Origin of the sequence: Exiguobacterium sp. UBA1053, from assembly GCF_002316465.1 — a bacterium.
Taxonomy (GTDB): domain Bacteria; phylum Bacillota; class Bacilli; order Exiguobacteriales; family Exiguobacteriaceae; genus Exiguobacterium_A; species Exiguobacterium_A abrahamii.
In genome coordinates this window covers 47,878-74,323 of record NZ_DCDO01000018.1, presented here as the reverse complement: position 1 = coordinate 74,323, position 26,446 = coordinate 47,878, and the positions used below count along the sequence as shown (strand labels likewise).

General features: G+C 46.0%; 32 protein-coding genes. 9 read left to right on the top strand and 23 right to left on the bottom strand.

The window, feature by feature from the left end; translation table 11 throughout:
- The first annotated feature begins 20 nt into the window (after positions 1 to 20).
- The gene (locus B3G15_RS13980; protein WP_290721893.1) at positions 21 to 3,257 is read left to right on the top strand and encodes an FtsX-like permease family protein; all 3,237 of its coding nucleotides are present in this window, start codon (positions 21 to 23) and stop codon (positions 3,255 to 3,257) included.
- A gap of 52 nt (positions 3,258 to 3,309) precedes the next feature.
- Here B3G15_RS13980 and B3G15_RS13975 read toward each other — a convergent pair whose 3' ends face one another.
- The 11 genes from B3G15_RS13975 to B3G15_RS13925 form a co-directional block, all read right to left on the bottom strand.
- Positions 3,310 to 4,233 (bottom strand): DMT family transporter, encoded by a 924-nt coding sequence (locus B3G15_RS13975; protein ID WP_058704687.1) that lies wholly within the window; start codon positions 4,231 to 4,233, stop codon positions 3,310 to 3,312.
- 106 nt (positions 4,234 to 4,339) lie between these two features.
- A complete protein-coding gene (locus B3G15_RS13970) occupies positions 4,340 to 4,810 on the bottom strand; it encodes a hypothetical protein (protein ID WP_290721890.1) in 471 nt (156 codons plus the stop codon).
- Between the two features lie 33 nt (positions 4,811 to 4,843).
- Entirely contained in the window at positions 4,844 to 5,161 is a 318-nt protein-coding gene (locus B3G15_RS13965; protein ID WP_058704689.1) for a hypothetical protein, read from the bottom strand.
- A gap of 29 nt (positions 5,162 to 5,190) precedes the next feature.
- A complete protein-coding gene (locus tag B3G15_RS13960; protein WP_290721887.1) occupies positions 5,191 to 7,635 on the bottom strand; it encodes an ABC transporter permease in 2,445 nt (814 codons plus the stop codon).
- Entirely contained in the window at positions 7,632 to 8,381 is a 750-nt protein-coding gene (locus B3G15_RS13955) for an ABC transporter ATP-binding protein (protein ID WP_082665911.1), read from the bottom strand. The genes B3G15_RS13960 and B3G15_RS13955 overlap by 4 nt, the downstream gene beginning before the upstream one ends.
- Positions 8,382 to 8,477: 96 nt before the next feature.
- Entirely contained in the window at positions 8,478 to 8,900 is a 423-nt protein-coding gene (locus B3G15_RS13950) for a cytidine deaminase (RefSeq protein ID WP_290721884.1), read from the bottom strand.
- 10 nt (positions 8,901 to 8,910) lie between these two features.
- Positions 8,911 to 9,681, bottom strand: coding sequence for an ABC transporter permease (locus tag B3G15_RS13945; protein WP_050677271.1), 771 nt, complete (start codon positions 9,679 to 9,681; stop codon positions 8,911 to 8,913).
- Entirely contained in the window at positions 9,678 to 10,379 is a 702-nt protein-coding gene (locus B3G15_RS13940; RefSeq protein ID WP_029341830.1) for an ABC transporter ATP-binding protein, read from the bottom strand. Before B3G15_RS13940 ends, B3G15_RS13945 begins: the two co-directional genes overlap by 4 nt.
- Positions 10,380 to 10,475: 96 nt before the next feature.
- Entirely contained in the window at positions 10,476 to 10,916 is a 441-nt protein-coding gene (locus B3G15_RS13935) for an NUDIX domain-containing protein (RefSeq protein WP_290721880.1), read from the bottom strand.
- A 10-nt stretch (positions 10,917 to 10,926) separates the two neighbouring features.
- Positions 10,927 to 11,298: a hypothetical protein gene (locus B3G15_RS13930; RefSeq protein WP_050677269.1), complete on the bottom strand. Its 372-nt coding sequence runs from the start codon at positions 11,296 to 11,298 to the stop codon at positions 10,927 to 10,929.
- On the bottom strand, positions 11,298 to 12,902 hold the full coding sequence (locus B3G15_RS13925) for a M3 family metallopeptidase (protein ID WP_290721877.1): 1,605 nt from the start codon (positions 12,900 to 12,902) through the stop codon (positions 11,298 to 11,300). The genes B3G15_RS13930 and B3G15_RS13925 overlap by 1 nt, the downstream gene beginning before the upstream one ends.
- Before the next feature lie 159 nt (positions 12,903 to 13,061).
- Between B3G15_RS13925 and B3G15_RS13920 the strand changes: the two genes are divergently transcribed.
- Both B3G15_RS13920 and B3G15_RS13915 read left to right on the top strand, forming a co-directional pair.
- A complete protein-coding gene (locus tag B3G15_RS13920) occupies positions 13,062 to 13,268 on the top strand; it encodes a helix-turn-helix transcriptional regulator (protein WP_023468455.1) in 207 nt (68 codons plus the stop codon).
- Positions 13,265 to 13,963 carry a DUF3169 family protein gene (locus tag B3G15_RS13915; RefSeq protein WP_195864939.1) on the top strand — a complete coding sequence of 233 codons (699 nt, stop codon included), beginning with the start codon at positions 13,265 to 13,267 and terminating at the stop codon, positions 13,961 to 13,963. The genes B3G15_RS13920 and B3G15_RS13915 overlap by 4 nt, the downstream gene beginning before the upstream one ends.
- A gap of 44 nt (positions 13,964 to 14,007) precedes the next feature.
- Here the strand turns inward: B3G15_RS13915 and B3G15_RS13910 are convergent, their stop codons facing one another.
- Entirely contained in the window at positions 14,008 to 14,157 is a 150-nt protein-coding gene (locus B3G15_RS13910) for a hypothetical protein (protein WP_195864938.1), read from the bottom strand.
- A 100-nt stretch (positions 14,158 to 14,257) separates the two neighbouring features.
- Between B3G15_RS13910 and B3G15_RS13905 the strand changes: the two genes are divergently transcribed.
- On the top strand, positions 14,258 to 14,440 hold the full coding sequence (locus B3G15_RS13905; protein ID WP_195864937.1) for a Fe3+ hydroxamate ABC transporter substrate-binding protein: 183 nt from the start codon (positions 14,258 to 14,260) through the stop codon (positions 14,438 to 14,440).
- A gap of 6 nt (positions 14,441 to 14,446) precedes the next feature.
- Positions 14,447 to 15,310, top strand: a complete 864-nt coding sequence (locus tag B3G15_RS13900) for an NAD-dependent epimerase/dehydratase family protein (protein ID WP_290721872.1) — start codon at positions 14,447 to 14,449, stop codon at positions 15,308 to 15,310.
- 46 nt (positions 15,311 to 15,356) lie between these two features.
- Here B3G15_RS13900 and B3G15_RS13895 read toward each other — a convergent pair whose 3' ends face one another.
- Entirely contained in the window at positions 15,357 to 16,343 is a 987-nt protein-coding gene (locus B3G15_RS13895; RefSeq protein WP_290721870.1) for a phosphotransferase, read from the bottom strand.
- A gap of 89 nt (positions 16,344 to 16,432) precedes the next feature.
- Here B3G15_RS13895 and B3G15_RS13890 point away from each other — a divergent pair, with 89 nt between their 5' ends.
- Positions 16,433 to 16,834, top strand: coding sequence for a VOC family protein (locus B3G15_RS13890; RefSeq protein WP_290721869.1), 402 nt, complete (start codon positions 16,433 to 16,435; stop codon positions 16,832 to 16,834).
- 110 nt (positions 16,835 to 16,944) lie between these two features.
- Here B3G15_RS13890 and B3G15_RS13885 read toward each other — a convergent pair whose 3' ends face one another.
- From B3G15_RS13885 to B3G15_RS13850, 8 genes are all read right to left on the bottom strand, one after another.
- Positions 16,945 to 18,396, bottom strand: a complete 1,452-nt coding sequence (locus B3G15_RS13885) for a 6-phospho-beta-glucosidase (RefSeq protein WP_290721867.1) — start codon at positions 18,394 to 18,396, stop codon at positions 16,945 to 16,947.
- A 14-nt stretch (positions 18,397 to 18,410) separates the two neighbouring features.
- A complete protein-coding gene (locus B3G15_RS13880; RefSeq protein ID WP_290721865.1) occupies positions 18,411 to 20,249 on the bottom strand; it encodes a beta-glucoside-specific PTS transporter subunit IIABC in 1,839 nt (612 codons plus the stop codon).
- A 170-nt stretch (positions 20,250 to 20,419) separates the two neighbouring features.
- Positions 20,420 to 21,262 carry a BglG family transcription antiterminator LicT gene (licT, locus tag B3G15_RS13875; protein WP_290721863.1) on the bottom strand — a complete coding sequence of 281 codons (843 nt, stop codon included), beginning with the start codon at positions 21,260 to 21,262 and terminating at the stop codon, positions 20,420 to 20,422.
- Positions 21,263 to 21,437: 175 nt separating this feature from the next.
- Positions 21,438 to 21,791, bottom strand: a complete 354-nt coding sequence (locus B3G15_RS13870) for a hypothetical protein (RefSeq protein WP_290721861.1) — start codon at positions 21,789 to 21,791, stop codon at positions 21,438 to 21,440.
- The gene (locus B3G15_RS13865; RefSeq protein ID WP_023468465.1) at positions 21,788 to 22,003 is read right to left on the bottom strand and encodes a helix-turn-helix transcriptional regulator; all 216 of its coding nucleotides are present in this window, start codon (positions 22,001 to 22,003) and stop codon (positions 21,788 to 21,790) included. Before B3G15_RS13865 ends, B3G15_RS13870 begins: the two co-directional genes overlap by 4 nt.
- A gap of 56 nt (positions 22,004 to 22,059) precedes the next feature.
- Positions 22,060 to 22,515, bottom strand: coding sequence for a GNAT family N-acetyltransferase (locus B3G15_RS13860; protein WP_290721857.1), 456 nt, complete (start codon positions 22,513 to 22,515; stop codon positions 22,060 to 22,062).
- Positions 22,516 to 22,531: 16 nt separating this feature from the next.
- The gene (locus B3G15_RS13855; protein ID WP_290721856.1) at positions 22,532 to 22,876 is read right to left on the bottom strand and encodes a DUF3147 family protein; all 345 of its coding nucleotides are present in this window, start codon (positions 22,874 to 22,876) and stop codon (positions 22,532 to 22,534) included.
- Positions 22,857 to 23,261 carry a MarR family winged helix-turn-helix transcriptional regulator gene (locus B3G15_RS13850; protein WP_290721854.1) on the bottom strand — a complete coding sequence of 135 codons (405 nt, stop codon included), beginning with the start codon at positions 23,259 to 23,261 and terminating at the stop codon, positions 22,857 to 22,859. The genes B3G15_RS13855 and B3G15_RS13850 overlap by 20 nt, the downstream gene beginning before the upstream one ends.
- A gap of 74 nt (positions 23,262 to 23,335) precedes the next feature.
- Here B3G15_RS13850 and B3G15_RS13845 point away from each other — a divergent pair, with 74 nt between their 5' ends.
- Both B3G15_RS13845 and B3G15_RS13840 read left to right on the top strand, forming a co-directional pair.
- Positions 23,336 to 23,692, top strand: coding sequence for a hypothetical protein (locus B3G15_RS13845; RefSeq protein ID WP_290721852.1), 357 nt, complete (start codon positions 23,336 to 23,338; stop codon positions 23,690 to 23,692).
- 12 nt (positions 23,693 to 23,704) lie between these two features.
- On the top strand, positions 23,705 to 24,472 hold the full coding sequence (locus B3G15_RS13840) for a nucleotidyltransferase domain-containing protein (protein ID WP_290721850.1): 768 nt from the start codon (positions 23,705 to 23,707) through the stop codon (positions 24,470 to 24,472).
- Here B3G15_RS13840 and B3G15_RS13835 read toward each other — a convergent pair.
- The gene (locus B3G15_RS13835; protein ID WP_290721848.1) at positions 24,461 to 25,171 is read right to left on the bottom strand and encodes a class I SAM-dependent methyltransferase; all 711 of its coding nucleotides are present in this window, start codon (positions 25,169 to 25,171) and stop codon (positions 24,461 to 24,463) included. The genes B3G15_RS13840 and B3G15_RS13835 overlap by 12 nt on opposite strands.
- Positions 25,172 to 25,354: 183 nt before the next feature.
- On the opposite strand from B3G15_RS13835, the gene B3G15_RS13830 reads away from it, so the two are divergent.
- On the top strand, positions 25,355 to 25,990 hold the full coding sequence (locus B3G15_RS13830; protein WP_214857778.1) for a homing endonuclease associated repeat-containing protein: 636 nt from the start codon (positions 25,355 to 25,357) through the stop codon (positions 25,988 to 25,990).
- Positions 25,991 to 26,038: 48 nt separating this feature from the next.
- Here B3G15_RS13830 and B3G15_RS13825 read toward each other — a convergent pair whose 3' ends face one another.
- The gene (locus tag B3G15_RS13825; RefSeq protein ID WP_290721846.1) at positions 26,039 to 26,440 is read right to left on the bottom strand and encodes a DUF4362 domain-containing protein; all 402 of its coding nucleotides are present in this window, start codon (positions 26,438 to 26,440) and stop codon (positions 26,039 to 26,041) included.
- Between the last annotated feature and the right edge of the window lie 6 nt (positions 26,441 to 26,446).

Below are 26,446 nucleotides of genomic sequence, written 5' to 3'. Positions count from 1 at the left end.
TAAGAAAGGACGTGAAGAGCTTGCTACGATTCATTTGGAATTCTTGGTGGCGCAACAAAGAACGATTCATCCTCTTACTCGTCGGCGTACTCGTCGTCAGTACTGGACTGAGTTACTTGATCGGCACGACGCAAGCGAACAACGGTACGGTCGTTGACGAGTTACAAAAACGCTGGAAATCTTCCTACGATATCGTCGTTCGTCCACCGAACAGCCGGAGCGTGACGGAAGACCTCAAACTACTCGAACCGAACTATATGAGTGGTCTTGACGGTGGGATCACGATGAAACAATACAAAACGATTCAAGCCATTACAGATGTCGACGTCGCCGCTCCAATCGCGATGATTGGAAATCATGCGACAGGAGCAACTCCCGGGACGCATCGTTTTGATGATTACGGCGTCTATAAGTTGACGATCACAGACAAACAGAACACCGGACTGAACGTCGAAAAATATTCCTCCGTCAGCTATATCGCCGCCGGTTGGACACCAGATGAGAACGCCACCATCTCCGGTGTCTCACCTGCTGCGCTCGGCGAAGAACCCCTGCTCGAATTCGGGAGCGATACGATGATTGCCGGAATTGATCCCAAGGCAGAAGCCCGTTTGATCGGACTCGATGATGCGACGGTCAACGGCAAACATAGCCGTTATTTTGATGAACAGGACGCAGCAAACATCGTCGACCCGGAACTTGGAACGGTCGAGCTTCCGATCTTGATGAACGAGCGCGAGTATGTCGACGCATCGCGAACGTATACGTATGAAAAGTTAGATCTTCCCCTCATTAATGATTCAATCCAGGAGACGATTCGAAATGTGACGAAACGGGGCGGTGAAAAATATTTAAAGACGTTAGAGACAACGGATCGTCCTAGAAAAACCTACTCCTTCACGACTCAAGACGTTCAGAAAAAATTGATTCAGCAAATCATGACCGATTCCTTTCCGTCATTACCTTCTGGTAGCTCCGAGTGGCTAATCCTCAAACCGTCACCAATCAGTTACCAGACGATTTCGAGCCCTTTCGCTTCGCGTTGGCCATTCAGTTATCAGGTCGAACCGAAAAAAGTCAATCCTGATTCCTTACTTGCGAAGCGGACGATGTATCGTGAGGCACGGATGTTCGGAAAAACGAGTGACGATTGGCCACGGATTCGCTTGAACTATATCGGCGTCTTCAATCCGAAGAAATTGAATTTATCAAAGGATCCGTTAACCGAATTACCGATGGAAACTTACTTCCCAGCAAAAGCGCAATGGGTCATGGACAAAAACGATCGACCGGTCAATCCGGTCAAGGACGTCAAGCCGACGAACGACGCCTATGATTTTTTGACGAAACCACCTTCGATGTTGACGACGCTCGATGCCGCCTTTAAGATTCGCGGTGAAAAAGCGATTTCCGTCATTCGTGTCAACGTCAAAGGCGTCGATCAGATGAATGCCGCGAGTGAGCAAAAACTCCAAGATGTCGCTCGCGAAATCGAGGATAAGACCGGTTTGATCACGGACGTCACGCTCGGTTCGTCACCGCAACTTGCATTGACTTACTTACCGGGTCTAGAAAAAAAATCGGCGCTCGGCTGGGTGCAGCAACCGTGGATTAAGCTCGGTTCTTCGATGACGATTTTCCAGGAAGCGAAAGTCGGCATGTCTGGTGTCATCGCTAGCGTCATCGCGGTCGCACTCGTCTATGTCTTTAGTTCTAACATCATCCTGCTGTATGCACGAAAAAAAGAGTTCGCGATTCTATTATCACTCGGCTGGCGCCCCCGTCAGCTCTCGAAACTGCTATTCCTTGAAGCGACGCTACTCGGTTCTCTCGTCGCACTAATCGCCTGGACGATTCTCGGTACGTTTTGGTTGACGACCGATCACCCGATTGCGCTTGGGCGCATTCTTCTAATCGGACTAGCCGGTTTACTCATCTACTGGGGCGGTACACTCGTACCAATGACATTGATCCGAAGAATTAAGCCGTATGAGAGTATTCGTTCCGGGGAAGTCTCTCGTTCACGACGCTTCGTCCGCTCCCAATCGATTGTTGGCATGAGCATGAACCAACTCTTCACGTACTGGCAACGAACGCTTCTTTCCATCATCGCGATTGCCTTACCGACGGGTCTGTTCATCTTCTTCCTGTTCGTGACATTCCGTCTGAAAGGAGTCTTATATGCCACGTGGCTCGGTGAATATGTCGCCTTAGAAGTCGGCACGATGCATTATGTCGCGATGGGCGTCGCCCTCTTGATTGCCATCTTGACGACGACGGAAATTCTTTGGCAAAACGTCAATGAACGTCGCAGTCAACTCGCCGTCTTAAAGGCGACAGGTTGGCAAGACAGATTCATTCGTCGACTTGTCTTACTAGAAGGTTTGTTGACGGGACTACTTGCTGGGATTGTCGGTCTTCTCTTTGCACTGGCGATGATTTGGCAAGTCTACCGTCAATTCCCGACGTCAGAACTCGGGTTCTTGACTACCACGATTCTGATTCCGCTCTTGACCGGAATCATCGGAGCCGTCTTACCGGCTCAGCGCGCTGTCCGAATCGTGCCGAACGCAGCGATCAGTAGTGTCAGCGCCAATTCCAAAGAAACGGAGCGTCGCTTCAAACTGGCCCTCTCAACGATTGGTGCCGTGCTATTCGTCGGTGTCTTATCGCTGTTCCTATTTGCGACAAATGAATCGCCGGCTGAACAGACACCGACTGCTCAAGTACCGAAGGTCATCACGACAGGTAGTAAGATAACAGATGGTATGACAGGATCGAAGAGAACGCTCAAGAAAACAGAAAAACAAGCTTCCGGTGTGATTGAAGAAACGATGGCAAAAGGCGTCATCAAGACGTTCCCGGGAGACCCCGTCGTCAAAGATACAATTTTTTGGGTCGGCAAGTTATTGAAGCAACCGCCTGCCTCTTTGAAATTAAAAGAAAAAGCTGGCTACCAATACATCACGGTACCGACATTCTATCAAGACCCACTTTATCAAGAAATCGGTGAAGAAAGCTTCTACCATCCGAATTGTTTCCGTCTGACGGGAGTCAGTGGAGTCTATGAACCGATTGATTATGAAAATAAGAACGAAAAAACCTGGAAACAAGGACTCAAATACGTCGCCCCGGGCAAGGCACACGTCAACCTCGTCTATCAAGTACCGACAGATGAGACAGAATTCGTGCTGTTCGTCTCAGGGGATAGCTTCGCGAAAACGATTACGGTCAAACTTGATTTAAAGAATGACTAAAAACAGACCGTCTTGCGCGTAGATTCTCCTACGTGCAAGACGGTCTGTTTGTTCATAAACGAATCAGGATGATGCCACCTAGCATGACAAGTAGACTGACGATCTGCACGCCAGTGACTGGTTGTTTCTTTGCACCAAACCAGCCGAAACGGTCAATCAATAGACTGCCGGTCAGTAAACCAATCGTGACGATGACGACAGCGAGTCCTGTACCGACGAGCGGAACAATGAAGGCATTCCCGGCAACGAACAACGCCCCGATCAATCCCCCGATCCAGATCCAGGCAGGTAAGGGTTGAGACCGATCGATGTGCCATTTCGTTCGGAGGATCAGATTCAGCAATAACAAGGTGATCGTACCGATGACGAACGAAATCAAGGCGCCTTTCACAGCTGACCCGAGAACACTTCCGAGATGACCATTTATGGCCGTCTGGGCAGCACTCATCATACCGGTCAGAATCCCGAGCAGACGCCAGACAAGCACCGATTTTTCTGATGATGCCACCTGTTGCTTGCGCCGTCGTGCGAAATAGTCACCAAGCGCGACCGTTCCAACGACACCGAGTAACACAAGCACTGCGCCGATGACTCGTGTCAGTGAGAGTGAGGTGACCGTTGATTCAAACAATCCGAAATGATCGATCAACAGTCCCATGATGACCTGACCGAAAATCGGCATGATGACCGTTTGGACGCCTCCAAGTCGCGGAAACAGCAGGATGTTCCCCGTCAAGTAGATGACGCCAAGCAGTCCCCCACCCCAAATCCAGAACGGTTCATCGGCAGTAGCCGTAAGACCTGTGAGATTCCCATCAACGAGCAACACGAGAATCAGTAAGAAGAGTGAGCCGATCGAAAAGGAAATCAGCGAAGCGAGGAACGGCGATCCCACGACGCCCCGTAGTCGTGTATTGACACTCGTTTGAACCGGTACGAGCAGACCGATGATAAATCCAATGATGATTGCAAGCATACGAGGACCTCCTTCTTCATGTGCCCCTTCATCATACGGCAGTCGAACATGCTGAAGCGACCGGAATGCTCAAAAAAGGAGCCGGTTCATCGACCGGCTCCACGGATTAGATCTTTTTCCACGACTTCGGATACATCCGCAGTTCCTTCTTCGTCGGATGCTCTGCATCAAGACGTTTTCCGTTTCGTTCAAGCAACATATCGGATACGAGCAAAACAATCGCAAGCACCACATAGACGGCAAAACTGAGGAAGAATGGCAAGTCGAAGACGATGATCAGCGGGAAGAATAATCCCATTAAGATCACGAACAAAAAATCAGTCACATACTGCCATTGAATGATTTTTTTCATCTGTGGTTCTACTGTTAATGCCATATCACGTTCAACTTCTTGCGAGTGAATCCGCGCAATCCAGACCAATGCTACAAGTAAAAAGAACAATGGCCAGTACACGTCCCGATTGGCGACGACCAATAAGATACTGACGCCGTACAGCAACGAGCTGAACAAACGTGGTTTGACGAGTTGACGCTTTTCTTCTTGAATGAACGCGATGCGTTCGGCTTTTGTTTTCACCTATATCCCCCCAAACGGATATGACGCCTTCTATTAATTCGGTCGAACCGTCCGTGATCGACCGATGTACTCGACTTTATTTTGAAGTACACGATACATCCGGTATTCTCCCGTCGGTGCCGACTTCAGCTGAACGGCAATCTGATGACGTCGTGATTTCGATGATTCCGACGCTACGAAGTACGGTTTGACCGACGCGATATCATCGCGTCCGAACTGCTTCGTCACGTGTCGAACGACTTGCACTTCAACAATCTGCTCATAGGTCGCATCCCGTTCATCTGCAATCATCCACCAGCCGATACCGCTAATTACTACGAGTAATAGAATCGCTCCGATCGTTTTTCGCATTTCGATCCCCCCGGTTCACTTGCCCTTGTTTACTGTTTCAATTCGTGAACGAGGTTTTCCTGCTTTCTTCGGGTGACGAACCAAGCAATGCTTATGACAAGCACTATTAAACCGACAATGGTTCCGGCAATCGTTGGTACGTTGAAGTAAAATGATCCCGTATCATCAATCCGTGTCACGAAGAAGGTCGCACCAAGTCCACTGATCAGTCCAAAGATGATGCCGCTCCCAATGAACAAGAGCATTTGAATGAGTGTCAGCTGACGGAGCTTGTTCCGTGTCAACGCAATCGTTCGTAGCAAGGCATATTCGCCTCGTTTGCCACTCACGAAACTGAGTAAGGCGTTCGCAAGTCCGAACCAGACGGATCCACTCATGACGACAAGCGCAATCAAGAAGACGAACCAGCGTTCCGTCGTTTGTTGCTCCGCATCGCGAAGCGCGTCAGAAAGTCGATTCTCTTGCAATGTCGGATAACTTTCTGTGATCTCTAATAATGTTGTGGTCACTTGCGCCTTCGTTAACTCGGACGGAACGTCGATAAAGACATTCAAGATCTGATCGTTTGGTTGCCGCAGTTGCTCGTTCCGCCAATCCACGAGGACGTCTGGTGCTATCTTCTTTTCAATTCCAACGATTCGGAATTGACCGACCGAAACGCTTCGTTCTTGTTCTCCGTCCCATCGCCCGAGCGGCAACGTATCGCCTTTTTGAAGACTGTGTTTTTTAGCGAAGGTCCGTGAGACGATGATTCCTTCTGTGTCACTCGTCTGCTCTCCCTCTAAGACGTCCAGACGACGATAGTCCGTTACTTCGTATTCGATCGAGACATCTTCTTGAGACGATTGATATTCGAGTGAATTTCGAGACGACAGGAAGGTCGCTTTTGCGCCAGGTAGGTCCGTTTCAATTTGTCGAATCAATTGTAGCGGGTCTCCTTGCGATCCTTCATCCAAACGACTCTTTAAGACGACTTCTGTCGGATATTGGCTGATGATGTACTTCCGTTCGTTTTGTTGCACCGTCTCAAGGAACGTCGAGCCGATGACGACGATGATCATCAAGACTTGAACAATCAGCATCAACCAAGCATTTTTCCGGAGTTGCGGTAACACGCCCCGGAAGGCAACGAAACTCGTCGGTCCCGCTAACCGACGAACAATCGGTTCCGCTCGCTGCAGCACTCCTTTCAAGAGGAGTGGCGTCGCGAGATACATCGTCAATAAAAAGGCGACGGTCGCACCGAGCCAGGCGATCGCCCGTGCCCCCTCCGTACTGGCAATCACTTCAGCGAACAACACCAAACTGACGGTCAATCCACTACTGAACAGGACGAGACGTTTTCGCCGGGTCGATCGTGACGCCGTTTTCAGATTTTCTCGCAAAACGTGGAGTGGTAACACATCCCGTTTTCGATAAGCCGTACTCGCGAGCAACAGCAGAATTAACAAGGCACTACCGAACGTAACGAGCATCAAGAACGCTCCCTGATCAACCATGAGGGAGAGGATCATTTTACCCTCTGTCGGCCATACCAGTTGACCGAGTAACGGGAAGAAAATACTGCCTAGAATCGTAAGCATCATTCCCGCTAAGACAATCAATCCAGATTGAACGAAGAACAGCTGAAACAGTTGCCGGGTCGTCGCCCCAAGCGTCCGCATGATGGCAAATTGAACAGCATGTTTGCGTAAATACAAGTCGAAATTCGCCATCAAGATGAAGCCGGACACGACAAGGATCAGTACTGACAAGATCCCGATGTAGCCGTTCAGCGCCGGTGAGAGCGTTTGCCCCTCCGCAAGTTCAACCCGGAGCTTCGGATTCGCTTTGACGAGCGTATCGGCATAGTGGACGAGATCCGCCTCTTTTTTTAGATTGAGCAAGACGGCTTTCGTTTCGATTGGATGGTTCTTTTTCAGATCAGCATACGAAAGCAAGACTTGATCGTGCGAAACTTCAGGCGTTTTTGCATTTGGTAAAATCTCACGGATCCGATACGTCGCTTCTCCGACGCGTAGCGCTTGCCCGACACTACGATCAAGCGACGTCGCGAGTCGAGCTGACACGATCGCTTCTCCCTGTTTCAAATCGTTCGCGAAATGATACCGACTTTTCGTCAGAGCATCCGAATGAACTCCCATCGTTTCCACGTCGGCCATCGTTTGACCAGCGATGCGCGCTGTCGTCTGTAAGATCGACTCTGCGTCCAAGACATCGTGATCCTTTTTAAGTTGCTCAAACACGGACTGATCCGCCTGCTCATCTTCAGGTGTATATTTGACCGTCAGATCGACTTGACCGTACCTTTGTTCACGATCCGCTTCGATAGCGGCTTGATTATGTAATAAAAAAATGACCATCGTTAAGACAAGACCAATCGAAATCATGACGCTTCCGATTGAGGTCACTAAAATCATCGGACTTTTACGGTACAGTCGGTGGGAAAGACGGAAGAGATGTTGTCGTTTCATACAGCCCCCACGAACTGCTCGTATGTCTCTAAGATCGGCGCCACGTCACCGGTCGACAGCTGATCGGCGACGATCTGTCCGTCATGGAAATACAGCACCCGCTTCGCATGAGCGGCTACGGTCGCATCATGGGTCACGAGCAGGATGCTCGTCTGTTGTTCGCGATTAAGTTCTTGTAGCAACTGCATGATTTCAGCAGATGTCTTGAAATCGAGGTTCCCCGTCGGCTCATCCGCTAAGATGATCGGTGGTCGACTGATCAAGGCACGTGCAATCGCGACACGTTGTTGTTGTCCACCCGACAGCTCTTGCGGTCGATGATTGTTCCACTTCGTCAGTCCGACTCGTTTGAGCCAAATCTCTACCTCTTGGTTGATCGTTTTGTCATCCATCCCCTTCAACATCAATGGTAAGGCAATGTTCTCCTGGACCGTCAAGTCATCGAGTAAATGAAACGATTGAAAGATGAACCCGATGTGTTGCTGACGGTATAACGTCGCAGCAGGTTCAGTGAAGATGTCGCGTTGCCGTTTTTCTTTTAAGGTCAACGTTCCACCGGTTGGCGCGTCAAGCGCTCCCAGGATATTCAACAGTGTACTTTTCCCGGAGCCACTCGTGCCCATGATGGCGATGAACCCTCCTTCCTCTAACGTAAAGCTGACTTGCTTCAATGCATGAATCGTCTCCGTACCACGTATGTAGGTTTTTGATAACCGTTCGACTTCTAATAAAGCTGACACGCAAATCCCTCCTTAATTATTCCGTCTTTATCATAACCATAATAAGGATTTTTTAGAAGTAAATGCAAAAAAATCCTCATCTAAACGATGAGGATTTACTGGTTATTGTCGGACATATTTCAATGGAATCAAATCCGCAATCCGGACTTTCGTCAATTGATCGTCGATCGTTAAGAGGACAAATGCGTCCGGTGCATAGTCGGAAATCAATTCGCGACACATACCGCACGGACTGACGACATGAATCGTTCGGTCCGTCTCATCCGAATAGGGATGTCGAACTGCGACGATCGTTTCAAAATCTGTCAATCCATCCGTGATGGCGGAACCGATCGTGATGGCTTCCGCGCACACCGTCACTCGTCCGATATAGGCTTCGACGTGAAGGCCCACTTTCGTCGCGCCATCTTTCGTCCGTAGAGCAGCTGCAACGTGATGTTTATCGTCAGCATAGCGGCTTTGAATCGTTTCGGTTGCTAGTTCGACCAGTTGCAGGTCGGCTTTTGTAATCGGATAAGTCTGCATAACGTTCTCCTTACGTGTCTTTTTTCTTATAGGTCAAACCGATGAATTGTGCTTTTTCATTGAATAGTCGACGGTAGGATAGAAAACCAACGAGGACGGATGCCATCGCGGCCGTCGTCAAGATCAGGAATAGAATCAATAGTTGATAGAGGACGGCTTCCATCGGATCGGCGCCACCGATGATCAACCCACTCATCATCCCTGGCAGCTGGACGAGCCCCATCGTTTTTTGCGCTTCAATCGTTGGAATCATACTTGTCCGGATCGCACCTTTTAAGCTCGTATCAATCGCTGTCTTCGCGTCTCCACCAAGTGAAAGAATTAGTTCGATGACCTCGTCACTCCGTTCGACCTCGTCCTTGAACTTATTGAGGAACAATAAGGACAAGATCATACAGTTCCCGATGACCATTCCACTGATCGGAATGACTTGTTGGGCTTCGAACGGAATGATCTGTAGCCCGAGCAAAATCCCCATCGTCAATGCTTCAACCGCAATCAGTGTGAACAAGATGATCCACTGAATACCGGGAATTCCGTCCCCTTTACGGATGACGTTCAGTGTCGCTGCACCGATCATCAACAGAATCATCAATAACATGAAAATTGGACTACCGCTTTCAAAGACGAACGTCAGAATGTAACCAATGATCAACAGTTGCACGATCGATCGAACGGTTGCGATGATGATGTCCTTCTCTAAACCAAGCCGTAATGTCCGCGCTAAGACGAGGGGGATCAAAATGAAGATGAGCGAAGTTGCCAGTTGGAGGTAACTCATACCGATTCCCCCTTCAAGAACGCTTGTGTCTCGGCTTGACCACTTGAAGCGAGTTCTTTAAAATCACCGGACTCGATCAATCGACCGTCTTTTAAAAACCAGACGTCGTCGCTGACCCGCTTGGCTTGCTCTAAGTCATGCGTAATCCAAATGATCGTCGTCTGTAACTCCTGTTGGAGATCAAGAATCAGTTTCTCAATCTCTTGCACCATGCGGTAATCAAGACTTGCCGTGATTTCGTCGAGCAACAGGACGTCCGGTCGATTGACGAGTGTCCGTGCGATTCCGAGTCGGCTCCGTTCACCACCGGACAAATCTTTGACCGGTCGCTCAAGTTCGACCGATAGTTCGACTTGTTGCAGCAAGCGTTCCGCTTCTTCGCGCGGCAACGATTCACCGAAGATCGATTTCGGCAAATTGATATTATCGTAGACGGTACCGGGAATCATCGGCGCACTTTGAAACGCCATCCCGATTCGTTTGCGGACATCGAGCAGATTCATCTGTTCAAGTGGTTCGCCTCGAAAACAAATTTCGCCGCGATCGGGAGAAATCAGTCCATTGATGTGTTTCAATGTCGTCGATTTCCCGGCACCACTCGGTCCGACGAGCGTTGTAATGACACCTTCGCGGAACTCACCTGTTATTTCGTGTAAGATGTGTTGATAGCTGACTTCGTGAAACGTAAGAATCGACATACCGTGTGTTCACCTGACTTTCTACAAGTTTCGGGTAATGCTCCTGTAATGTTGTACCCGAAAATTCGTCAACTTAGTACGTCAAGCGACACTTCCTTAAACGTGGATGATCTCTCCAGCAAAGTCATACGGTACCGTTCGACCAGAAAAGAGCGATTCTTTTGATGCTTCCGGTAAATTGAGGTGTTTGAACGCTTCTTCACGATCCATCCAGACGAGTCCGGAAATTTCTTCTGGAACATTCGTCTGCAATTGACCGGAGGTGATTTTTCCCGCGAAGAAGAAAAAGAGACAATGTTCCCCCGCTTGCGGGAAGAATGCTTCTGCCAGATGGACGATGTCACCTGGTATGATTGTAAATCCTGTCTCTTCCAGAACTTCACGCGTGATTGCTGTATGTAACGTTTCGTCGCGCTCGACTGTCCCACCGGGCAATGTATAGTAGTCACCATGATCTCCACGATTCTCGACCATCAATAATTGATCGCCTGTTTCATTAAATAATGTCGCATAGACGATGTTTTTACAGATATTCATGTTCGTCCTCCTATTTTCTTCTTTCCGTCTGAATGATACAAAATAACGGATCCAGTTGAATCTCACTGATGCGGTAATATTCATCATCACTATGATCAAGTAACAGACGTTTTCCGTTTTCTTCAACATATTTTAAGGATTGGATTGTTTCAATTCGTAATCGTGACAGCGTCTCCCCAGTCGGTCGGAGGACATGGAGTTCAATTTCAGTAAATGCCGGATACAGAATAAACTGAATACGCTCTTTTGAGGAGTTGTGTAACATGTATTTAGACCGCTGATAGAATGCTTCTTCCTCCGGAAACTCAAGAATCGGCTCTACTCCGAAAAAATAGAGGCTTTCTAACTCTTCTGGTATATGAATTTTCTTGTCGTCCTTCATTATATCGATGTACCGTCCTGTAAAATTATCTTCCAAGTCTCCACTTCTGATGTCAAAAAGCTCACTAATTCGCTCATCTCTCCTTCAGTCGGCAAGAAAGATACACCCGCTCTCGCGTAGACATCTTGAATCGTATGGGTGTGACTAAGAGCTAAAGCTGCGATGAAATCTTTCAGCGTTTGGTCGGGATCTTTCGTGAAACGGTAATACAACTGAAGAGCGGCAATCTGAGCAATCGCGTACTCGATGTAATAGAACGGCGTCTCAAAGAGATGGATGACACTCATCCATTCGTGGCCTTTCCAATCGGGTGTTTCCGACCAATCGATGACGTCCGTATCGTATGATTCTCGGAGATCGGCATAATAGGCATGTCGTTCTGTCGGATCATGGTCGGGGTGAGCATAGAGCCATGATTGAAAACGATCGACGATGATCGTCTCGGGTAAGAACTCGACAATGGAACGCATCTGTTCGAGTTTTGCCCGGGCAACGTCTTTTTTATCCGGAATCACCTGATGCCATTCGTTCATCGTCAACAACTCGAGCGACATGGCAGCGAACTCCCCTACTTCAAGCGGAATCGGTTGTAGTCCGTCGTACGTTTCTTTCATCGCATCATGATGGACGGCATGGCCGATCTCATGCATAAAGATGACGAGATCATCAAACGTCTGGATGCGATTCATGAATAAGAACGATTGTTGTTCGACCGGTAAATACTCACAAAATCCTCCGCCCGCTTTGTTCGACCGGGCACCGATATCGAGATGATTCATCTGTCGCATTTCTTTTAATACGTCCGCAAAATAGGGATGCACGCTCTCGAGAATTGCTTGTGCCTTGTCTAAGAATGAAGTGTCAGAACCGGTCGCGTGATGATCAATCTGTGTATAGGCCGATTGCCGGACGTCCCACGGATGGAGCACCTGTTTGCCGAGAAACGTTTGTTGTTCGCGCTGAAATCGCCGTTTGACCGGTAGAAAGTCGGATTGAATGATAGTGGCGTAATGATTGACATCTTGACTCGTATAATCGACGCGTCCGAGTTCTACAAAAGCTAGTTCCTCGTATCCGATCTTACCACTTGCAGTGGCACGCGCTTGTCGTAAATCAACGAGTCGTGAAAACAAGGGTTGAATGACGGATTCTTTCATGCGGAACGCTTCCTCAATCGATAAGAGCGCTTGTTTTCGAGTGGATTCATCCGCGTCAAATAAAGCAGCATGAAGATCGGAAACCGACTCTCCCGATTTTGTCAGCATCGTCGCCTCAATTCGGAGATAGTCTTGAATAAGACAAGCTTCCTTTTCTGTCACACTTGTTGCTCTGAGTGATTGTTCAAAACGTGCTCTCGTTCGAAGTGTGACGTCATCACGCGAGACGAGATCCATTTTTACGGAACGTCTCAACGTATCGAGCTTATCCGATAGCTGCTGACGCCCTTGTTCGTATTCAGAAGTGGTACCGGGGTCTGTGACATCCTGGAGATACGCAATTTTTTGTTTGAGCAATGTCTCTTCCATTTGGAGAATCGAAGCAATCTGGTGCGTAATATTCTCATCATGATAAATAACGTTATTTACAGGTGACTGAGATTTCATCGACGAATTTCACATCTCCTTTCAACTTATTCCAGTATACAGTTTATGCCAACGATATGATTATTTTACGAATAAATGACTATTATATTGTCTTATTTGACTAATATCATTGTCAAAAAGACCATGATAAGTTACATTATATAGGAGGTGAATCCCTATATGAAATCCCGTTTAAAAGAATTACGTGCCCGTCACGGATGGAATCAGTCTGAACTGGCACGGCGCGCGAACATTTCGCGCCAGACGATCAGCTTAATCGAACGCGAAGAATTCATGCCGTCGCTACTGATCGCCGTCAAAATTTCTCGTGTGTTTGATACACCGCTAGAAGACATCTTTTATTTCGATGAGGAGGAATTAACATGAACAAGGAAGCAGGCAAGGTCATCATCGCAGCTTTACTCGGTTTCATTAGCAGTTATTTCGTCATGTTTGTCCTCAAAAATACCAATTTGTCACAGTTTGAACGATCGCTCTATCTTGATTACATATTCACTGGTCTTTTGGTTATCTTGACGATCTTGACTCTCAGTTACATCGTACGCTATATACAAATTCGTCAATTGACTCAACACTCTGTTTCTTCCGACGAAGAGGACGCAATCGATGATCAAGTGAATCGATCCTATGCAGACGGCATGATGATGGTTCAGGTTTCTACTCTTCTCAGCATCGGGCTCGCATCGTTTAGCATCATTGAAAACCAGTTCGGACTTCATTTGATACTGAGCGGACTCTTTTTTATCATCAGTAGTCTTGCCTCTGTTTTTTATCTTAATCTCATGCATCATATATATCCGGACCGTCAGTTCCCGAAGTACTCGGAAACAAACTATATCAAAAAGCTGTTCGCTGCCTCAGATGACGGCGAGCGACACGTCATGTTAGAGGGACTCATCCGTTCACAGTCTTCTTTGCAACTCCTATTGATGGGGATTATCGTCGTATTGGTCGTGTATTCGTATGAGACCGGTCAGTCTCAGATCTTCGCGATCAGCTTATTGATTTTCGCCTTGATCTGGAGCAACGCAAAATATTTTCTTCATGTACGCAATCGCTAAAAAGGAGCATTCAGTCAATGGACTGGATGCTCCTTTACATACCTTCAAAAATCACGATGATTTTGTTGCTGATGGACATCATGTTGGTTCAGTGTATACTCCTGATCGTCGAGCGAGCGATGTTTCGACTGACTCTGCGCTGAAATGAACCAGACGACTCCACCAACGGCGAGAAAAATAGCAATGAAGATCATAGACACCCTCCTTTAGATTCCTTTTTTACTTTATTCTTCCAACACCCTGGTTTTTCCTTTACGATAAGATAGAAGATATTAATTTATAGGGGGCGTTAGGATGTTCGGTAAAGAACCGACATGTATGCATTGCGGCAAAACGATTGAAGGAAACGAAAAAGTCTACATCCAGATGCGCTATCCGAAACATCGCGGAATGACGGAAGTGAAGGCGTACCTAAAAAGCGAGGGACGTTTCATTTGTGACAAATGTTTCGCTGAAAAGACAGAGTCAAAGGGGTAAGCATCCATGAATCTGAAAGAGAGTACGATTTTAGTTACAGGAATGACCGGAACGCTTGGCTCTCGTGTTGCGCGACGTTTTCTTGAAGAAGCGCGTGAAGTGCGCGGTTTGTATCGCTCTAAGGAACAAGCGGATCAATACGCTTTCAAAGATGTCCACGCAGTCATCGGTGAGCTCGGTGATCCGGATTCGCTTCTTACAGCACTTCAAGGCGTCGATCTGTTGATTCACTGTGCTGCCTATCTCGGAGATGATCCCGATTTAGCACAGGAAGCAAATGTCACTGGTGTACAACATCTCGCGGATGCTGCGACAAAAGCTCGTGTCAAGCGCATCGTTCATATCTCGACGACTTCCGTGTACGGCGAAGTCGTGAGTGGACATTTTACGGAAACGTCACCACTCCTACCGTCCGAACACGTCTACATTCATACAAAACAGGAATCCGAACGCCTGTTACAGGAATATACACCCGATTCCGATTTAATCATCTTACGTCCAGGATCAATTTGTGCCGAGGAGCAGTCCTATTGGGGGGATCGTCAAGTCGAGCGGATGAAGGAGGCGGATGTGATTACCTGGGTGCATCCGGATGATGTCGTCCCGTGGGTCCATACGGATAATCTAGTCGAAATGATCGTCATCGCCGCAAAAAATGCGCAAAATGGTGACACCTTTAATGCGATCGATGCGAATCTACCTGAGACGGATTTTCGGATGAAGTTGATCACAGCAAGTGACAAGCCGTACCAAATACCGAAGCGTGCAGCGGAATGCGCTACTTTCTCAAACGAACGAATCAAACGACTCGGATATGTTCCGATTCGTACTCCTGAATCAACTATTGAACAGTTGGTCAAATCGTTTTAATAACGAAGAAGCATCGAATCGAGTGATTCGGTGCCTCTTTTTATGCTTATCTTACCGACATCCACTTGATCCAGAGATTCCGGTCGTGCGCTCGTAATTCTTTTATTGTTAAAACGACTTGTTCTGTTCCAAGTACTCGTTCCGCCTCAGGGATTCCACTTTTCCCAAGTGAGCGATTGAGATTAAAATTCAGCCAGTCCAGCTTTCCTTGAACACTGCTATCGATGACGTGCGTCCAGTCGACATCAGGCAAACGTTGGTTTGTCGCGTAACCGTCAAGAAATGCGTTAAATCGAACGCGGTCAAACGTATTGTTTTCCTGCTTCGACCAATAACAGGCTGTCTCGAACACGTCGACCGCTCGATGAATCAGACCCGCAGACTCCCAATCAATCAAGACTGGACCCGTTGGTGTCCAGAGGACGTTCTTTGGATCGAGATCTCGATGACTGACGATCCAGTCTACTGGCAGTTGTTTCTGTGCTTCCTGTGCTAGTCTTTCTATTCGTTGCAGCTGTTCCTGCTCTTCCATGAATAGTTGCAGCCACTTTGCTTGCTGCCGTTTTCCTTCTTCTACATGACCGTTCCAATTGATTGAAGTAGTAGAGGTATCCGGCTTTGAAAAGCCAGTTGTCACTATCGTAAGTCCATGCAACCGTCCTAATTGAACTCCGATTTGTCGTGCATGTGCCGATCGAAGCTGGTCGGCTGATAGCGTCTTGCCATCAATCCAATCAAACAAAAGGTAATCCGAGCCGTCAATCGTCTGTACCGCTTGGTCTTTGATGCGACGTGCTGGTAATGCTGCTAAGTGAAGTGACGCTTGCATGGCGACATCTTCTGACATCTTAAAATTATTTCGTGCTTCAGGACGTCGCATGATGTCCGGATTCAATCGCTTTAAGACATAAGATCCAGTCGTCGTCTGTAGTCGCCATGTCTCATGCATGAGTCCGCCAGTCAATCGTACAGGTTCGCCGATCATTTGCCCTAACAAAAAACGTTCACAAATTAAATTCATCATTTGTTGCATCAGATTCTCCATTTCAATCGTTCCAACTGATCCGTGAAATGCTACACTAGTTCTGCATGATTTCATTGAACACGAAGGAAGGTTTTAGTATGAAACAAATTCATCACATCTGCATTCAGACGACAGACTATGCTGCGTCTAAACAATTTTATGAACAACTTGGATTCTCACTCATTCAAGAGTCACCTGGTTTTCACGACCGCGCCTTTAACAGCTGGTTACGTCTCGGTGACTTTTATATCGAATTGCAAACACCCAAATCGGGTCAGCCGTTCACCGATTATACGAAACAAGCAGCGGGTCCCGTCCATTTCGCACTTTACGTTGACGACTTGCAAGAAGAAGTAGCACGCTTGGAACGACTTGGGATGCCTTTCCTACCGAAACACGGCGGAAACATCTATTTCGTCGTCGATGGTCATCTCAGCAAATTAAAAGCACCCGAAGGAACAATCATCGAATTACGGGATACATTTGCGATTCATGGTTGAATATTGAAAATACCTTCATTGATGATTTTTTATGAAAGAATCTAATAATAATTAAAAAGCTAACGATTTGTAATCTAAACATTTCTAGATCAAAATCGTTAGCTATACCTTTATTTGATTTTAATATGTTTTTGATTTTCTATAAAGGCACCATTTGATGCAATTACTTTTTTATACCAATCAAATGACGCCTTTTTTTGTCTTCGATTCGTTCCACTGCCATCATCATGACGATCTACATAAATATAGCCATACCGTTTTGCATATTCTCCGGAAGAAGCACTAACGAGGTCAATACAGCCCCAACTCGTGTAACCGATAAGTTCTACACCGTCTTGTATCGATTCGTACATTGCGCGTATGTGATCTGTTAAATAAGCAATTCGATAGTCATCTTGAATGTTTCCTTCACCATCCAATTCATCAAATGCCCCTAAGCCATTTTCGACGATGAATAACGGGAGTTGATAACGGTCAAATAACTGATTCGCCGTTAAACGGAGTCCTTTCGGATCAATCGTCCATCCCCATTCCGATTGATTCAAATATGGATTTTTAACAGTCGGGAACACATTCCCCGCTGTCATCTTATCCAATATTTCTGGATCAGTACTGATACAGCGACTCGAATAATAACTAAAACCAATAAAGTCCACTGTGTGGTTGCGTAATAGTTCAATATCACCTGGTTCCATCTGAATTTCAATTCCAGCATCTTTCAATTGTCTTAATGCATAACCAGGATAAGCACCGCGAGCTTGTACATCAATGAAGAAGAAATTTTCACGATCACGTTCCATCGCTTTTTCGACGTCATCTGGGTTACAGGTATAAGGATATGTCATAGCTGCTGCCAACATACACCCAACCTGAAGATCCGGTTTAATCGTATGAGCAATTTCCACGGCACGCGCACTCGCTACCAATTGATGATGTGCTGCTTGATACTGAATTTGTTGCCGATTCTCTTTTTCAGCAAATACTAATCCAGCTCCCATATAAGGAAGATGGAACAACATATTTATTTCATTGAAAGTCATCCAATAGCGAACTTTTGAATGATAACGGGATACGATCGTCTTCACATATTGTTCGAAGAATGTAACCATCTTTCGATTGCGCCAACTTCCGTAATGCTCTACTAAATGAACGGGGACATCAAAATGCGCCATCGTGACAACCGGTTCAATTCCATTTTTCAATAATTCATCGAACACATCATCGTAAAACTTCAATCCTTGTTCGTTTGGTTGTTCTTCATCACCATTTGGAAAGATACGCGCCCATGAAATCGATAGACGAAGTGCTTTAAATCCCATTTCAGCGAATAACGCAATATCTTCCTTGTAGCGATGATAAAAATCAATCGCATCATGGGATGGATAAGTTAGTTCTGGGAGCGGCTCATAATGAGATAAGTCTCCTTTCATGACGGCTCTTCGAGTCGACCCATTAGGAATTAAATCAACGGAAGATAATCCCTTTCCATCGGATAAATAGGCACCTTCTGCTTGATTAGCAGCAATAGCGCCACCCCATAAAAAGTTTTTTGGAAATTGCATCGTCTCATCCTTTCTTATGCAAAAGCAGGTTTATTGTATTCACTTACTGAAATTTGATCTTGGTCAATCGTAATTTGTCGTTCTTCTGATAAATTCGTGAAAATCACAGGTGTGATGATGTCATAACCTTCCGCTTGAATCGATTCCATATCAAAAGTGATTAATACATCCCCTGGTTCGATTTTCTGGTCTTGTGTGACGTGTAATTCGAAGTGAGTTCCATCTAAGCGTACCGTATCAATCCCAACATGAATGAGGATCTCCATTCCGTCCTCTGACCGAATACCAATCGCATGTTTGCTTGCAAATATAGCAGTTACTTGACCTGACACTGGGGCGATTACTTTTCCTTCAGTCGGAACGACTGCGAAACCTTTCCCCATTGCTCCACTCGCAAACACACTATCCGAAACTTTTTCGAGAGACACGATTTGACCTGACACTGGGCTTGGAATCGTCATCTCTGTTGATGGACGAATATTTTTTTCCACTTCTTTTTCAATCGGATCATCTTCAAAACCAAGGATGTACGTTAAGACCATCGATAAAAAGAATGAGACACCAACACCAATTAACAACCCGTAAAACGCTGTCATACTATCTCCAATAAAGACGGGTAACGTCAATAATCCCGGAGGACCAGAAGCAACTGCTACACTTCCAAAATGTCCTACGATTCCTCCACCTACTGCTGCACTAATGACTGCTGCAATGAAAGGACGCTTTAAGCGTAACGTGACTCCATATACGGCAGGCTCTGTAATACCGAATAATGCGGTAATTCCCGTAGAACCTGCTAATGTTTTTAACTTTTTATTTTTTGATCGAAGCATGACACCAAATGATGCTCCTGACTGCGCAAAAATTGCTGGTGCAGTTGCCGGTTTGATATAGTCATATCCTTTAGTCGCAATGTTATTGATGAAAATCGGAACAACTCCCCAGTGAATACCGAAAATGACGAGGATTTGCCATACACCGGCAATGAACGCCCCTGCTAAAATCGGATTAAATGCTAGTACCTTTAAAATAAAAGCAGCAATCAAGTCACCTGACGTAACGCCGATTGGTCCAAACACGATTAATGTCAACGGAACGATTGTAACGAGAGCAATCAAAGGAGTAACAAAATTTTTAACACTCTCATGCACATATCGATTGAAAAATTTCTCAACATAACTCATAACCCAAACGGCAAGAATGATCGGAATGACTGTAGATGTATAGGACATCATCGTCACGGGTATACCGAAGAATGTCGTCGCGACTGCATCCGCCTTCAGTTGAATGATTGTAGGATAAATTAAAGCACCCGCTACTGTCATGGCAACAAATTGATTTGCACCAAACTTTCGCGCTGATGTAACCGCTAACAAAATAGGTAAGAAGTAAAAGAGACTATCCGCTGTAGCATTTAAAATGATATAAGTTGTTTCGGTAGGAACTAACCAACCTGCATTCGTCGCAATCGCAAGTAAACCTTTCAAGATACCTGCTCCCGCCATGACACCAAGCAACGGCGTAAAGATACTCGAAATAACATCAATCGCTCGACCGAAAATATTTCCCTTTTCACTTGTCTCAGAAGTATCTGTTGATTCTTCCATCAGCTTTGTTTGTTTCCCAATTGCTTGATATACCTCAGGTACTGTATTTCCGACGACGACCTGAAATTGCCCTCCGCTCTCTTTTACAGCAATAACACCTTCTAGTTTTTCAAGTTTTAGTTTATCAGCCTTTGCTTTATCTTTAAGTACGAAACGTAGTCGGGTCGCGCAATGGACAAGTGAACTAACGTTTTGTTCACCTCCGACAGATTCAATGATTGCTTTAGCCAATTGATCGTATTTCATAGTACACCTCCATAGTTGATAGACACAAAAAGAAACCCAGATGAGAACAAGTTACGTATTTCATAGAAATACGCATTGCTTCACCTAGGTTTCGCCTGCTTGACCAGTAACAATCCTATTGGATAAATATATATTTATTAACCACATAATAACAACAATACATTAATATGTCAATCTTTCTTTTTTTCTTTAATCAATCTTGTAATATGAACCGTTAGGTACAATTTCTCTTCATCCGTCAACCGATAATCATATTTTGTCTGAATAAAGGTAGCGATTTTTTCAGTGCAGACATATGACTTTGGATATTGCATTTTCACTAGATCGAAAAGCGCACTCTCATCTCCTTCGTATTCCGTTCGTGTCACGAGTCGTTGTGCAAAAAATTTAAGGTGGGTAACAAAACGATGATAGGCGAGAGCATTCTCATCCCATTCTAGTGCAAAGTGGTATTTTACGAGATTCAATACTTCTTGAATGACTTTTGTCATTGAGACGATGTTCGGCATCTCTTCGTTTAATTCAGCATTCACGATATGAAGTGCAATATAGGCTGCTTCGTCTTCAGGTAATATGATATTGAATTTTTCTTCAACCAGTTCAAGCGCTTGCAGACCAACACTAAACTCATCTTGATATAAACGTTTAATCTCCCAAAGCAATACATTTTTAATCTCTAAGCCTTTTTCGTGACGTTCTAATGCAAAATGTAAATGATCAGCAAGAGCAATATACACAAGTTCATTGAGTTTTTTCCCGAGCGTCAATTTAGCAATCGTTACGATATCATCAGTCAAGACGATGATTTCTTCAGGAATTTCTTGAAGTAGTAATTTAAATCGTTCATGATTACCTGCATCATCGAGATAAAAGACTTTTTCCACATCGGAGGCTAATATCTTCTGTCCTGAATTCCGTTTAAAGCCGATTCCCTTCCCCATGACGACTCGCTCACGCCCTGCTTTGTCAAATACACTGATGACATTGTTGTTGAATATCTGATGAATGATCATCGGTGACCTCCTTTCAAATCAGAAAAATAGAAAAACCCAAATCAAACGTCACTCATGGTTCCAGTGATCGCTGATTTGGGTTTCGCCTGCTTGACCAGTAACAATCCCTATTCCATTACATTCTATATCATTGTTGATAACGGTTACAAGTATCATTTTTATAAACATTCATTCCTTACATCTTTCGGTTCACGTACAGCAATACAAGCGGAAAGAATAAAAGTTGTCCTCCTAATGCCAGCAACAGAGCAAATTGAATGTCTTTTATGATCGACAGATTGACGAGAATCAAGATCAAGAAAAGATATCCGATACTTACGAGATAAGCGATATGTCCACTACGGATTTTAATCTCTCCTTGGCGCTCATCATACGGTTCCGTTGGCGAGAATACCGTTCCTGTGATACGTGACGTGACGCCAGCTAAAACGAGGATGATCCCAAGAGTTTTAGCCGCCGGATCTGTCATCGTTAAGTACAGACCTACTCCAATTAAAATGATGTCTAGTAACACATTGACTCGCTTCATTCTATTCCCTCCTCGTTCGTTCGATTCGGTGTAAAGATGTCTTCGATTCGCCGTTCAAACAGATCAGCTAGTGAAAACGCGAGATCGAGTGACGGATTATACCGCTCTTTTTCGATGGAAATGACCGTCTGACGCGACACGTTCAATCGTTTTGCCAGTTCGCCTTGCGACCAGCCACGTTCTTCGCGCATCTCCTTGACCTTATTTTTCATGATCTCACCTCGTAGTCCCACTATATGTAAATAACACACTACCTGTCAAGTTTCCTTTACACCCTCTTCATACGCTCCCACATGATATACCGATCTTCTCTCCCGACCTGAATCAATCCCGCTTTTTCGAGTACTCGGATTGATGCTTGATTCGTCGACTCCGTCTTCGCAAGTACTCCTGTCACTTCCGTTTGTTCAAACGCCCATTCAATCAATGCTTGAACTGCTTCCGTCGCAAACCCTTGATTGAGATAGGCTGGTAACAGACCATAACCGATTTCGACCGCTTGTCGTATGTCCGGCTTCCCCTTGAATCCGATATCCCCGATTAATTGACCATCCTTTGTCATGACGAGCCAGCTGCCCCAGTATAGTAGCGAGGGATCTGACGCTATTGACATCAAATGATGCTGAACTTCCGGTCCGTTATCGTAGTGCTGTTGTTGTAAACGTGTCACGTCATTCGCTGTACATGGATGAATCGTCAATCGCTTTGTTTGAAGGGTTATCATTACTTTGTCTCCTTTTTTAGGTTTGCCACCACTGTTGTAGGTGACGTTGGATATACCAACAAACGATAAAAAAGCTCGACGCACCGAGTATACTGTAAAAAATAGGAATACCTAAGCGAATCAATCCATATAAGACGGCAAGCAATAAGAACGTCGCTGGTAATCCGAGTAACACACTCTTTAAGAATGTACTTAGTTCTGTCCGTTCACTTCCCTGTTTAACGAGCCAGGCAAAGCTGATCAGACTGACGACGGGCAACGCGGACAACACGCCACCTAGTGACGGTGAACGCCGGGCGACTTCAGTAACGAGACCGATGACCAGTGCGCTCGACAGCACTTTAACGAGAAAAGCAGTCATCTGCCGCCTCCCGCAACAATCGAAACGCCTGTTCAATCGCCTGTTGGTCTGTTTTTGACATCGTAGCAAGGACTTGATTTAACCGTTCAGGATCGAGCTCGGTATGACGACGAACGATTGTATCTCCTAAGACTGTCAAACCAATCGTCACTTGGCGCTGGTCTTCTGGATTTCGCTTTTTTTCGATATAGCCTAATCTCTCCAACTTTTTGACGTGCTCAGACGTCGTATTATGTGAGAGGCGAAATGCCTCGGCAATCTGCTTGATCGTCGGATTCATCGTAAATTGAATGTATTGCAAAATACGCACACTTTGGTGAGACAGGTTTTCTTCGAACCGTGGATGTAATTGATAATAAATTTTTGCAAAATCAGCTGAAATCATAATGCTCCCCCTTATATCGTATAATCCGAATATATCGTAAATTACGATATATAACTAGAGAAAGAGGTATTTTCATGAAAAAAGTGTTAGCTACTATCGTATTGGTCATTCTTTTTCTCAGTGGATGCTTAGCGGAGACGACGATGACAACAACGGACCTCATCGCGGCGAAAGCCATTGAACAAGATCAAGACGTCATCCGCTTGAACGATCGCGTGTACCGACTAGATCAGGTTGTAACCGTCTCCGATCTCTCCTTGACTCCTGGACTACGTGTCCAAAAAATAGCATCCGAAAAGACGCTCAAGGACGGCATGGCAACTTATCTTAAGAGCGGTACGGTCATCTATCAAGAAAAAGATGATACGATGTTTATATATGTGCAGCGAAACAAGGAGTGGTATCGCTATCAATCCATTCCTGAAGGATGAGGAGGAAGACAGATGCAGTATCCTACGACATTGGGCACGAAAAATGGCTACATCCACAATCCAACTTCCGCTGAAGCGATTCCTGTCCGTTATCGTGCCGTGATTCAGGACGTCGTCGCCTATGTACAAACCTTATCCGTGTTTCATGGCGTGTACTTGTATGGAAGTGTCGCAAAAGGAACGGCGCGTCCCTTTGAATCCGATCTCGATTTTACACTGATTTTGACAGAACCGTTGACGGAAGAAGAACACATGCAGTTAGATAAACGGACGGAACACTGGTTGACAGACTATCCATTCGTCACCAAAATCGATTATGACATCGGTCTACTTGGCGACGTCATACGGGATGACGAAGCACTTCGCTGGGGCGTCTGGTTGAAATCCGTCAACTTGTTTCTGGCAGGCGAAAATCTCCAAAGTCGATTTCCGTCCCTTCGTCCGACACGCGCTCTTGGCTTCGCGTTAAACAGTAGGTTATGCGAGCAGTTGAAAACGGATTTATTTCTCCTAGAAACAGGTCGGGTCGCTCTGATTCATTCGGATTCGATCGTGAAACGGATTGTTCGGAGCGCCTATCACCTCATCTTAGAGGAAGATCAAGGCTTCGTGCATGACCTAGAGACACTCCGCCCGATCCTGCTTCATTATTTTCCTGACGAACCGCGCTTTTTAACGTTGTTCGCCGCTTACGATACACACCAAATCGTCTCGCTAGAAGATGTCCGTTACTTTGTGGACTGGTTCACGTCTCGAATGCCGGACGAATCAATCCTTTAATCGAAACAAACCGGTCCACAGTCCAGCATGACCAAATAATGCCTCTGGATTGTCGACGGGTTTCATTTCCGTTAGTTCGATGACGTCGAATGCATCGAATATGGAGAGTAATCGCTCTTTCGTATAGCCGAGTCCGCCTTGGAGACTATTTTCTTGATAGACTTCCCAGTCAGTCAACGTCGCCCCGCCAAGCGGACCGCCCGCAACAAAACACGTTAATCCGAAATATCCTCCTGGTCGCAACATCTCCTTCATTCGCGTCACGTAGGCCAAACGTCGATGTGGCGCCATATGGTGAAAACAGCCTGAATCGTAAATGAAATCATATGTATTCTGTTCTGTCGTCTCTAGAAAATCTTGCTTTCGAAACGCAACGTGTGCTCCAGTCTGTTGTGCTTGTTCCGTTGCCCATTCTAACGCGGTTGCTGAAAGATCCAGTCCCGTCACCGAGAAATCGTGTGTTGCGAGATAGATCGCATTTCGCCCCGGTCCTGTTCCGAGATCTAGTGCGTCACCTGGCGAGATCCAGCCCTGTTCGACGTAGCGAACTAAGTTCTCGTCAGGAATGTTCTTAAAAAACGGGACCGGTTTCGTCCGATCTTCATAAAACTTGTCCCAAAACGGTTCTGGTTCACGCAATCGCGCATCAAGCATCTTTAAAATATCCTCCATCGTATCAATCGTTTGTGTTTCGTTCATTCATCGTTTCCCCCTCTTTTCTTCTATAATATTGTATTCGTGTTCCACCTCTTATTTTCCTGTATTTCTCGGATGAAAATGCTCTATTTTTCTTACCTTACGATATTGTTAGTATGTTCTCGCAATCGCCCATGCTACACTAGCCTTTAATTGAAACAACCATTCAAAAGGGAGATATCTTGCATGCGTCAACATCCGACTTCCACTTCCACCTTAGCAACGGATGAGAAGATCATCCGCTTGATTCAAGGTCTTCATCAAATGCACCATTCACCTATGAAAGCTACCCATTATCAAAAGTTAGCAGCTCAACTTCCTTACCCTTCGCTTGAAGAAATCAACGCCCGATTCGGTTCGTGGGCACACCTGTTAGAACGAGCTGGAATCGTCAAGGCTTCCCATTTATCGACGAAAGAACGCATGACGCTGAACCGTCCCGCTGCGGTCAAGCGAACGAAGCGGTGGTCGATCGAAGAAAGCGTTGCTTTTTATGTCGCACAAAAAGGAACGAACATGACGATTCGCTCCTACACGGAATTGCGGGATCTACACCCCGAGATGCTGAGTGCGAATACGATCATTCGTCGGTTCGGCACCTGGAAAAAGGCCTTAGCACACTTCGATCTCACCTCGAACGGCTTCTTCACCGATCAAGACTGCTTAGATGCTCTTCAACAAGCTGCAGCCACACATGGACCGCTTCTGACGAGTCAACAATATGCCAAGTGGGCGCGTGCGCACCAAGCACCTTCACTGACGTTGTTGATTGAACGCTTCTCCAGTTGGCGCGAAGCCTTGCGTCGTCTCGACAGCGAATAAAAAGGATCGTGCCCGCTGATTGATTCGACGGGACACGATCCTTTTTGATTATTGTTTTGGCAATCGTAAAAGCTCATGATCCGCTCCTTCAGCGCATTGACGTAACGTATAGACCGACTGTTCCTTCACTTCGAGCTGTCGACAGACTTCGTTTTTACGATCATCGTCTGTCGTGCCGAACTGATCACGCGATGAATCGGACGTGTAGTGATACGACTTACCATCATACTTGACGTCATACAACACCGGGTCGCCTTCAGTCGTAAACGCCGTGATGCGGATCTGATCTGATTTCCCTTGCGTTGAGTTCTTCAAAAAGGACTCGAATCGGTCGCTGTTCGTAACATCCTTCTGGACGATGATATCTCCATTCTCCTTCGCCTCTTCCATCGTATATTTTCCGCAACCGGCTAAACAAAGCATACATACTATAAGACTGAGCTTCCGCATCCCTCA

Coding starts and splice junctions, on each gene's coding strand:
- B3G15_RS13975 (WP_058704687.1), bottom strand. CDS start 4,233: ATGCTTGCAATCATCATTGGATTTATCATCGGTCTGCTCGTACCGGTT.
- B3G15_RS13965 (WP_058704689.1), bottom strand. CDS start 5,161: ATGCGAAAAACGATCGGAGCGATTCTATTACTCGTAGTAATTAGCGGT.
- B3G15_RS13960 (WP_290721887.1), bottom strand. CDS start 7,635: ATGAAACGACAACATCTCTTCCGTCTTTCCCACCGACTGTACCGTAAA.
- B3G15_RS13950 (WP_290721884.1), bottom strand. CDS start 8,900: ATGCAGACTTATCCGATTACAAAAGCCGACCTGCAACTGGTCGAACTA.
- B3G15_RS13945 (WP_050677271.1), bottom strand. CDS start 9,681: ATGAGTTACCTCCAACTGGCAACTTCGCTCATCTTCATTTTGATCCCC.
- B3G15_RS13940 (WP_029341830.1), bottom strand. CDS start 10,379: ATGTCGATTCTTACGTTTCACGAAGTCAGCTATCAACACATCTTACAC.
- B3G15_RS13935 (WP_290721880.1), bottom strand. CDS start 10,916: ATGAATATCTGTAAAAACATCGTCTATGCGACATTATTTAATGAAACA.
- B3G15_RS13930 (WP_050677269.1), bottom strand. CDS start 11,298: ATGAAGGACGACAAGAAAATTCATATACCAGAAGAGTTAGAAAGCCTC.
- B3G15_RS13925 (WP_290721877.1), bottom strand. CDS start 12,902: ATGAAATCTCAGTCACCTGTAAATAACGTTATTTATCATGATGAGAAT.
- B3G15_RS13920 (WP_023468455.1), top strand. CDS start 13,062: ATGAAATCCCGTTTAAAAGAATTACGTGCCCGTCACGGATGGAATCAG.
- B3G15_RS13915 (WP_195864939.1), top strand. CDS start 13,265: ATGAACAAGGAAGCAGGCAAGGTCATCATCGCAGCTTTACTCGGTTTC.
- B3G15_RS13910 (WP_195864938.1), bottom strand. CDS start 14,157: ATGATCTTCATTGCTATTTTTCTCGCCGTTGGTGGAGTCGTCTGGTTC.
- B3G15_RS13905 (WP_195864937.1), top strand. CDS start 14,258: ATGTTCGGTAAAGAACCGACATGTATGCATTGCGGCAAAACGATTGAA.
- B3G15_RS13900 (WP_290721872.1), top strand. CDS start 14,447: ATGAATCTGAAAGAGAGTACGATTTTAGTTACAGGAATGACCGGAACG.
- B3G15_RS13895 (WP_290721870.1), bottom strand. CDS start 16,343: ATGCAACAAATGATGAATTTAATTTGTGAACGTTTTTTGTTAGGGCAA.
- B3G15_RS13890 (WP_290721869.1), top strand. CDS start 16,433: ATGAAACAAATTCATCACATCTGCATTCAGACGACAGACTATGCTGCG.
- B3G15_RS13885 (WP_290721867.1), bottom strand. CDS start 18,396: ATGCAATTTCCAAAAAACTTTTTATGGGGTGGCGCTATTGCTGCTAAT.
- B3G15_RS13880 (WP_290721865.1), bottom strand. CDS start 20,249: ATGAAATACGATCAATTGGCTAAAGCAATCATTGAATCTGTCGGAGGT.
- licT (WP_290721863.1), bottom strand. CDS start 21,262: ATGATCATTCATCAGATATTCAACAACAATGTCATCAGTGTATTTGAC.
- B3G15_RS13870 (WP_290721861.1), bottom strand. CDS start 21,791: ATGAAGCGAGTCAATGTGTTACTAGACATCATTTTAATTGGAGTAGGT.
- B3G15_RS13865 (WP_023468465.1), bottom strand. CDS start 22,003: ATGAAAAATAAGGTCAAGGAGATGCGCGAAGAACGTGGCTGGTCGCAA.
- B3G15_RS13860 (WP_290721857.1), bottom strand. CDS start 22,515: ATGATAACCCTTCAAACAAAGCGATTGACGATTCATCCATGTACAGCG.
- B3G15_RS13855 (WP_290721856.1), bottom strand. CDS start 22,876: ATGACTGCTTTTCTCGTTAAAGTGCTGTCGAGCGCACTGGTCATCGGT.
- B3G15_RS13850 (WP_290721854.1), bottom strand. CDS start 23,261: ATGATTTCAGCTGATTTTGCAAAAATTTATTATCAATTACATCCACGG.
- B3G15_RS13845 (WP_290721852.1), top strand. CDS start 23,336: ATGAAAAAAGTGTTAGCTACTATCGTATTGGTCATTCTTTTTCTCAGT.
- B3G15_RS13840 (WP_290721850.1), top strand. CDS start 23,705: ATGCAGTATCCTACGACATTGGGCACGAAAAATGGCTACATCCACAAT.
- B3G15_RS13835 (WP_290721848.1), bottom strand. CDS start 25,171: ATGAACGAAACACAAACGATTGATACGATGGAGGATATTTTAAAGATG.
- B3G15_RS13830 (WP_214857778.1), top strand. CDS start 25,355: ATGCGTCAACATCCGACTTCCACTTCCACCTTAGCAACGGATGAGAAG.
- B3G15_RS13825 (WP_290721846.1), bottom strand. CDS start 26,440: ATGCGGAAGCTCAGTCTTATAGTATGTATGCTTTGTTTAGCCGGTTGC.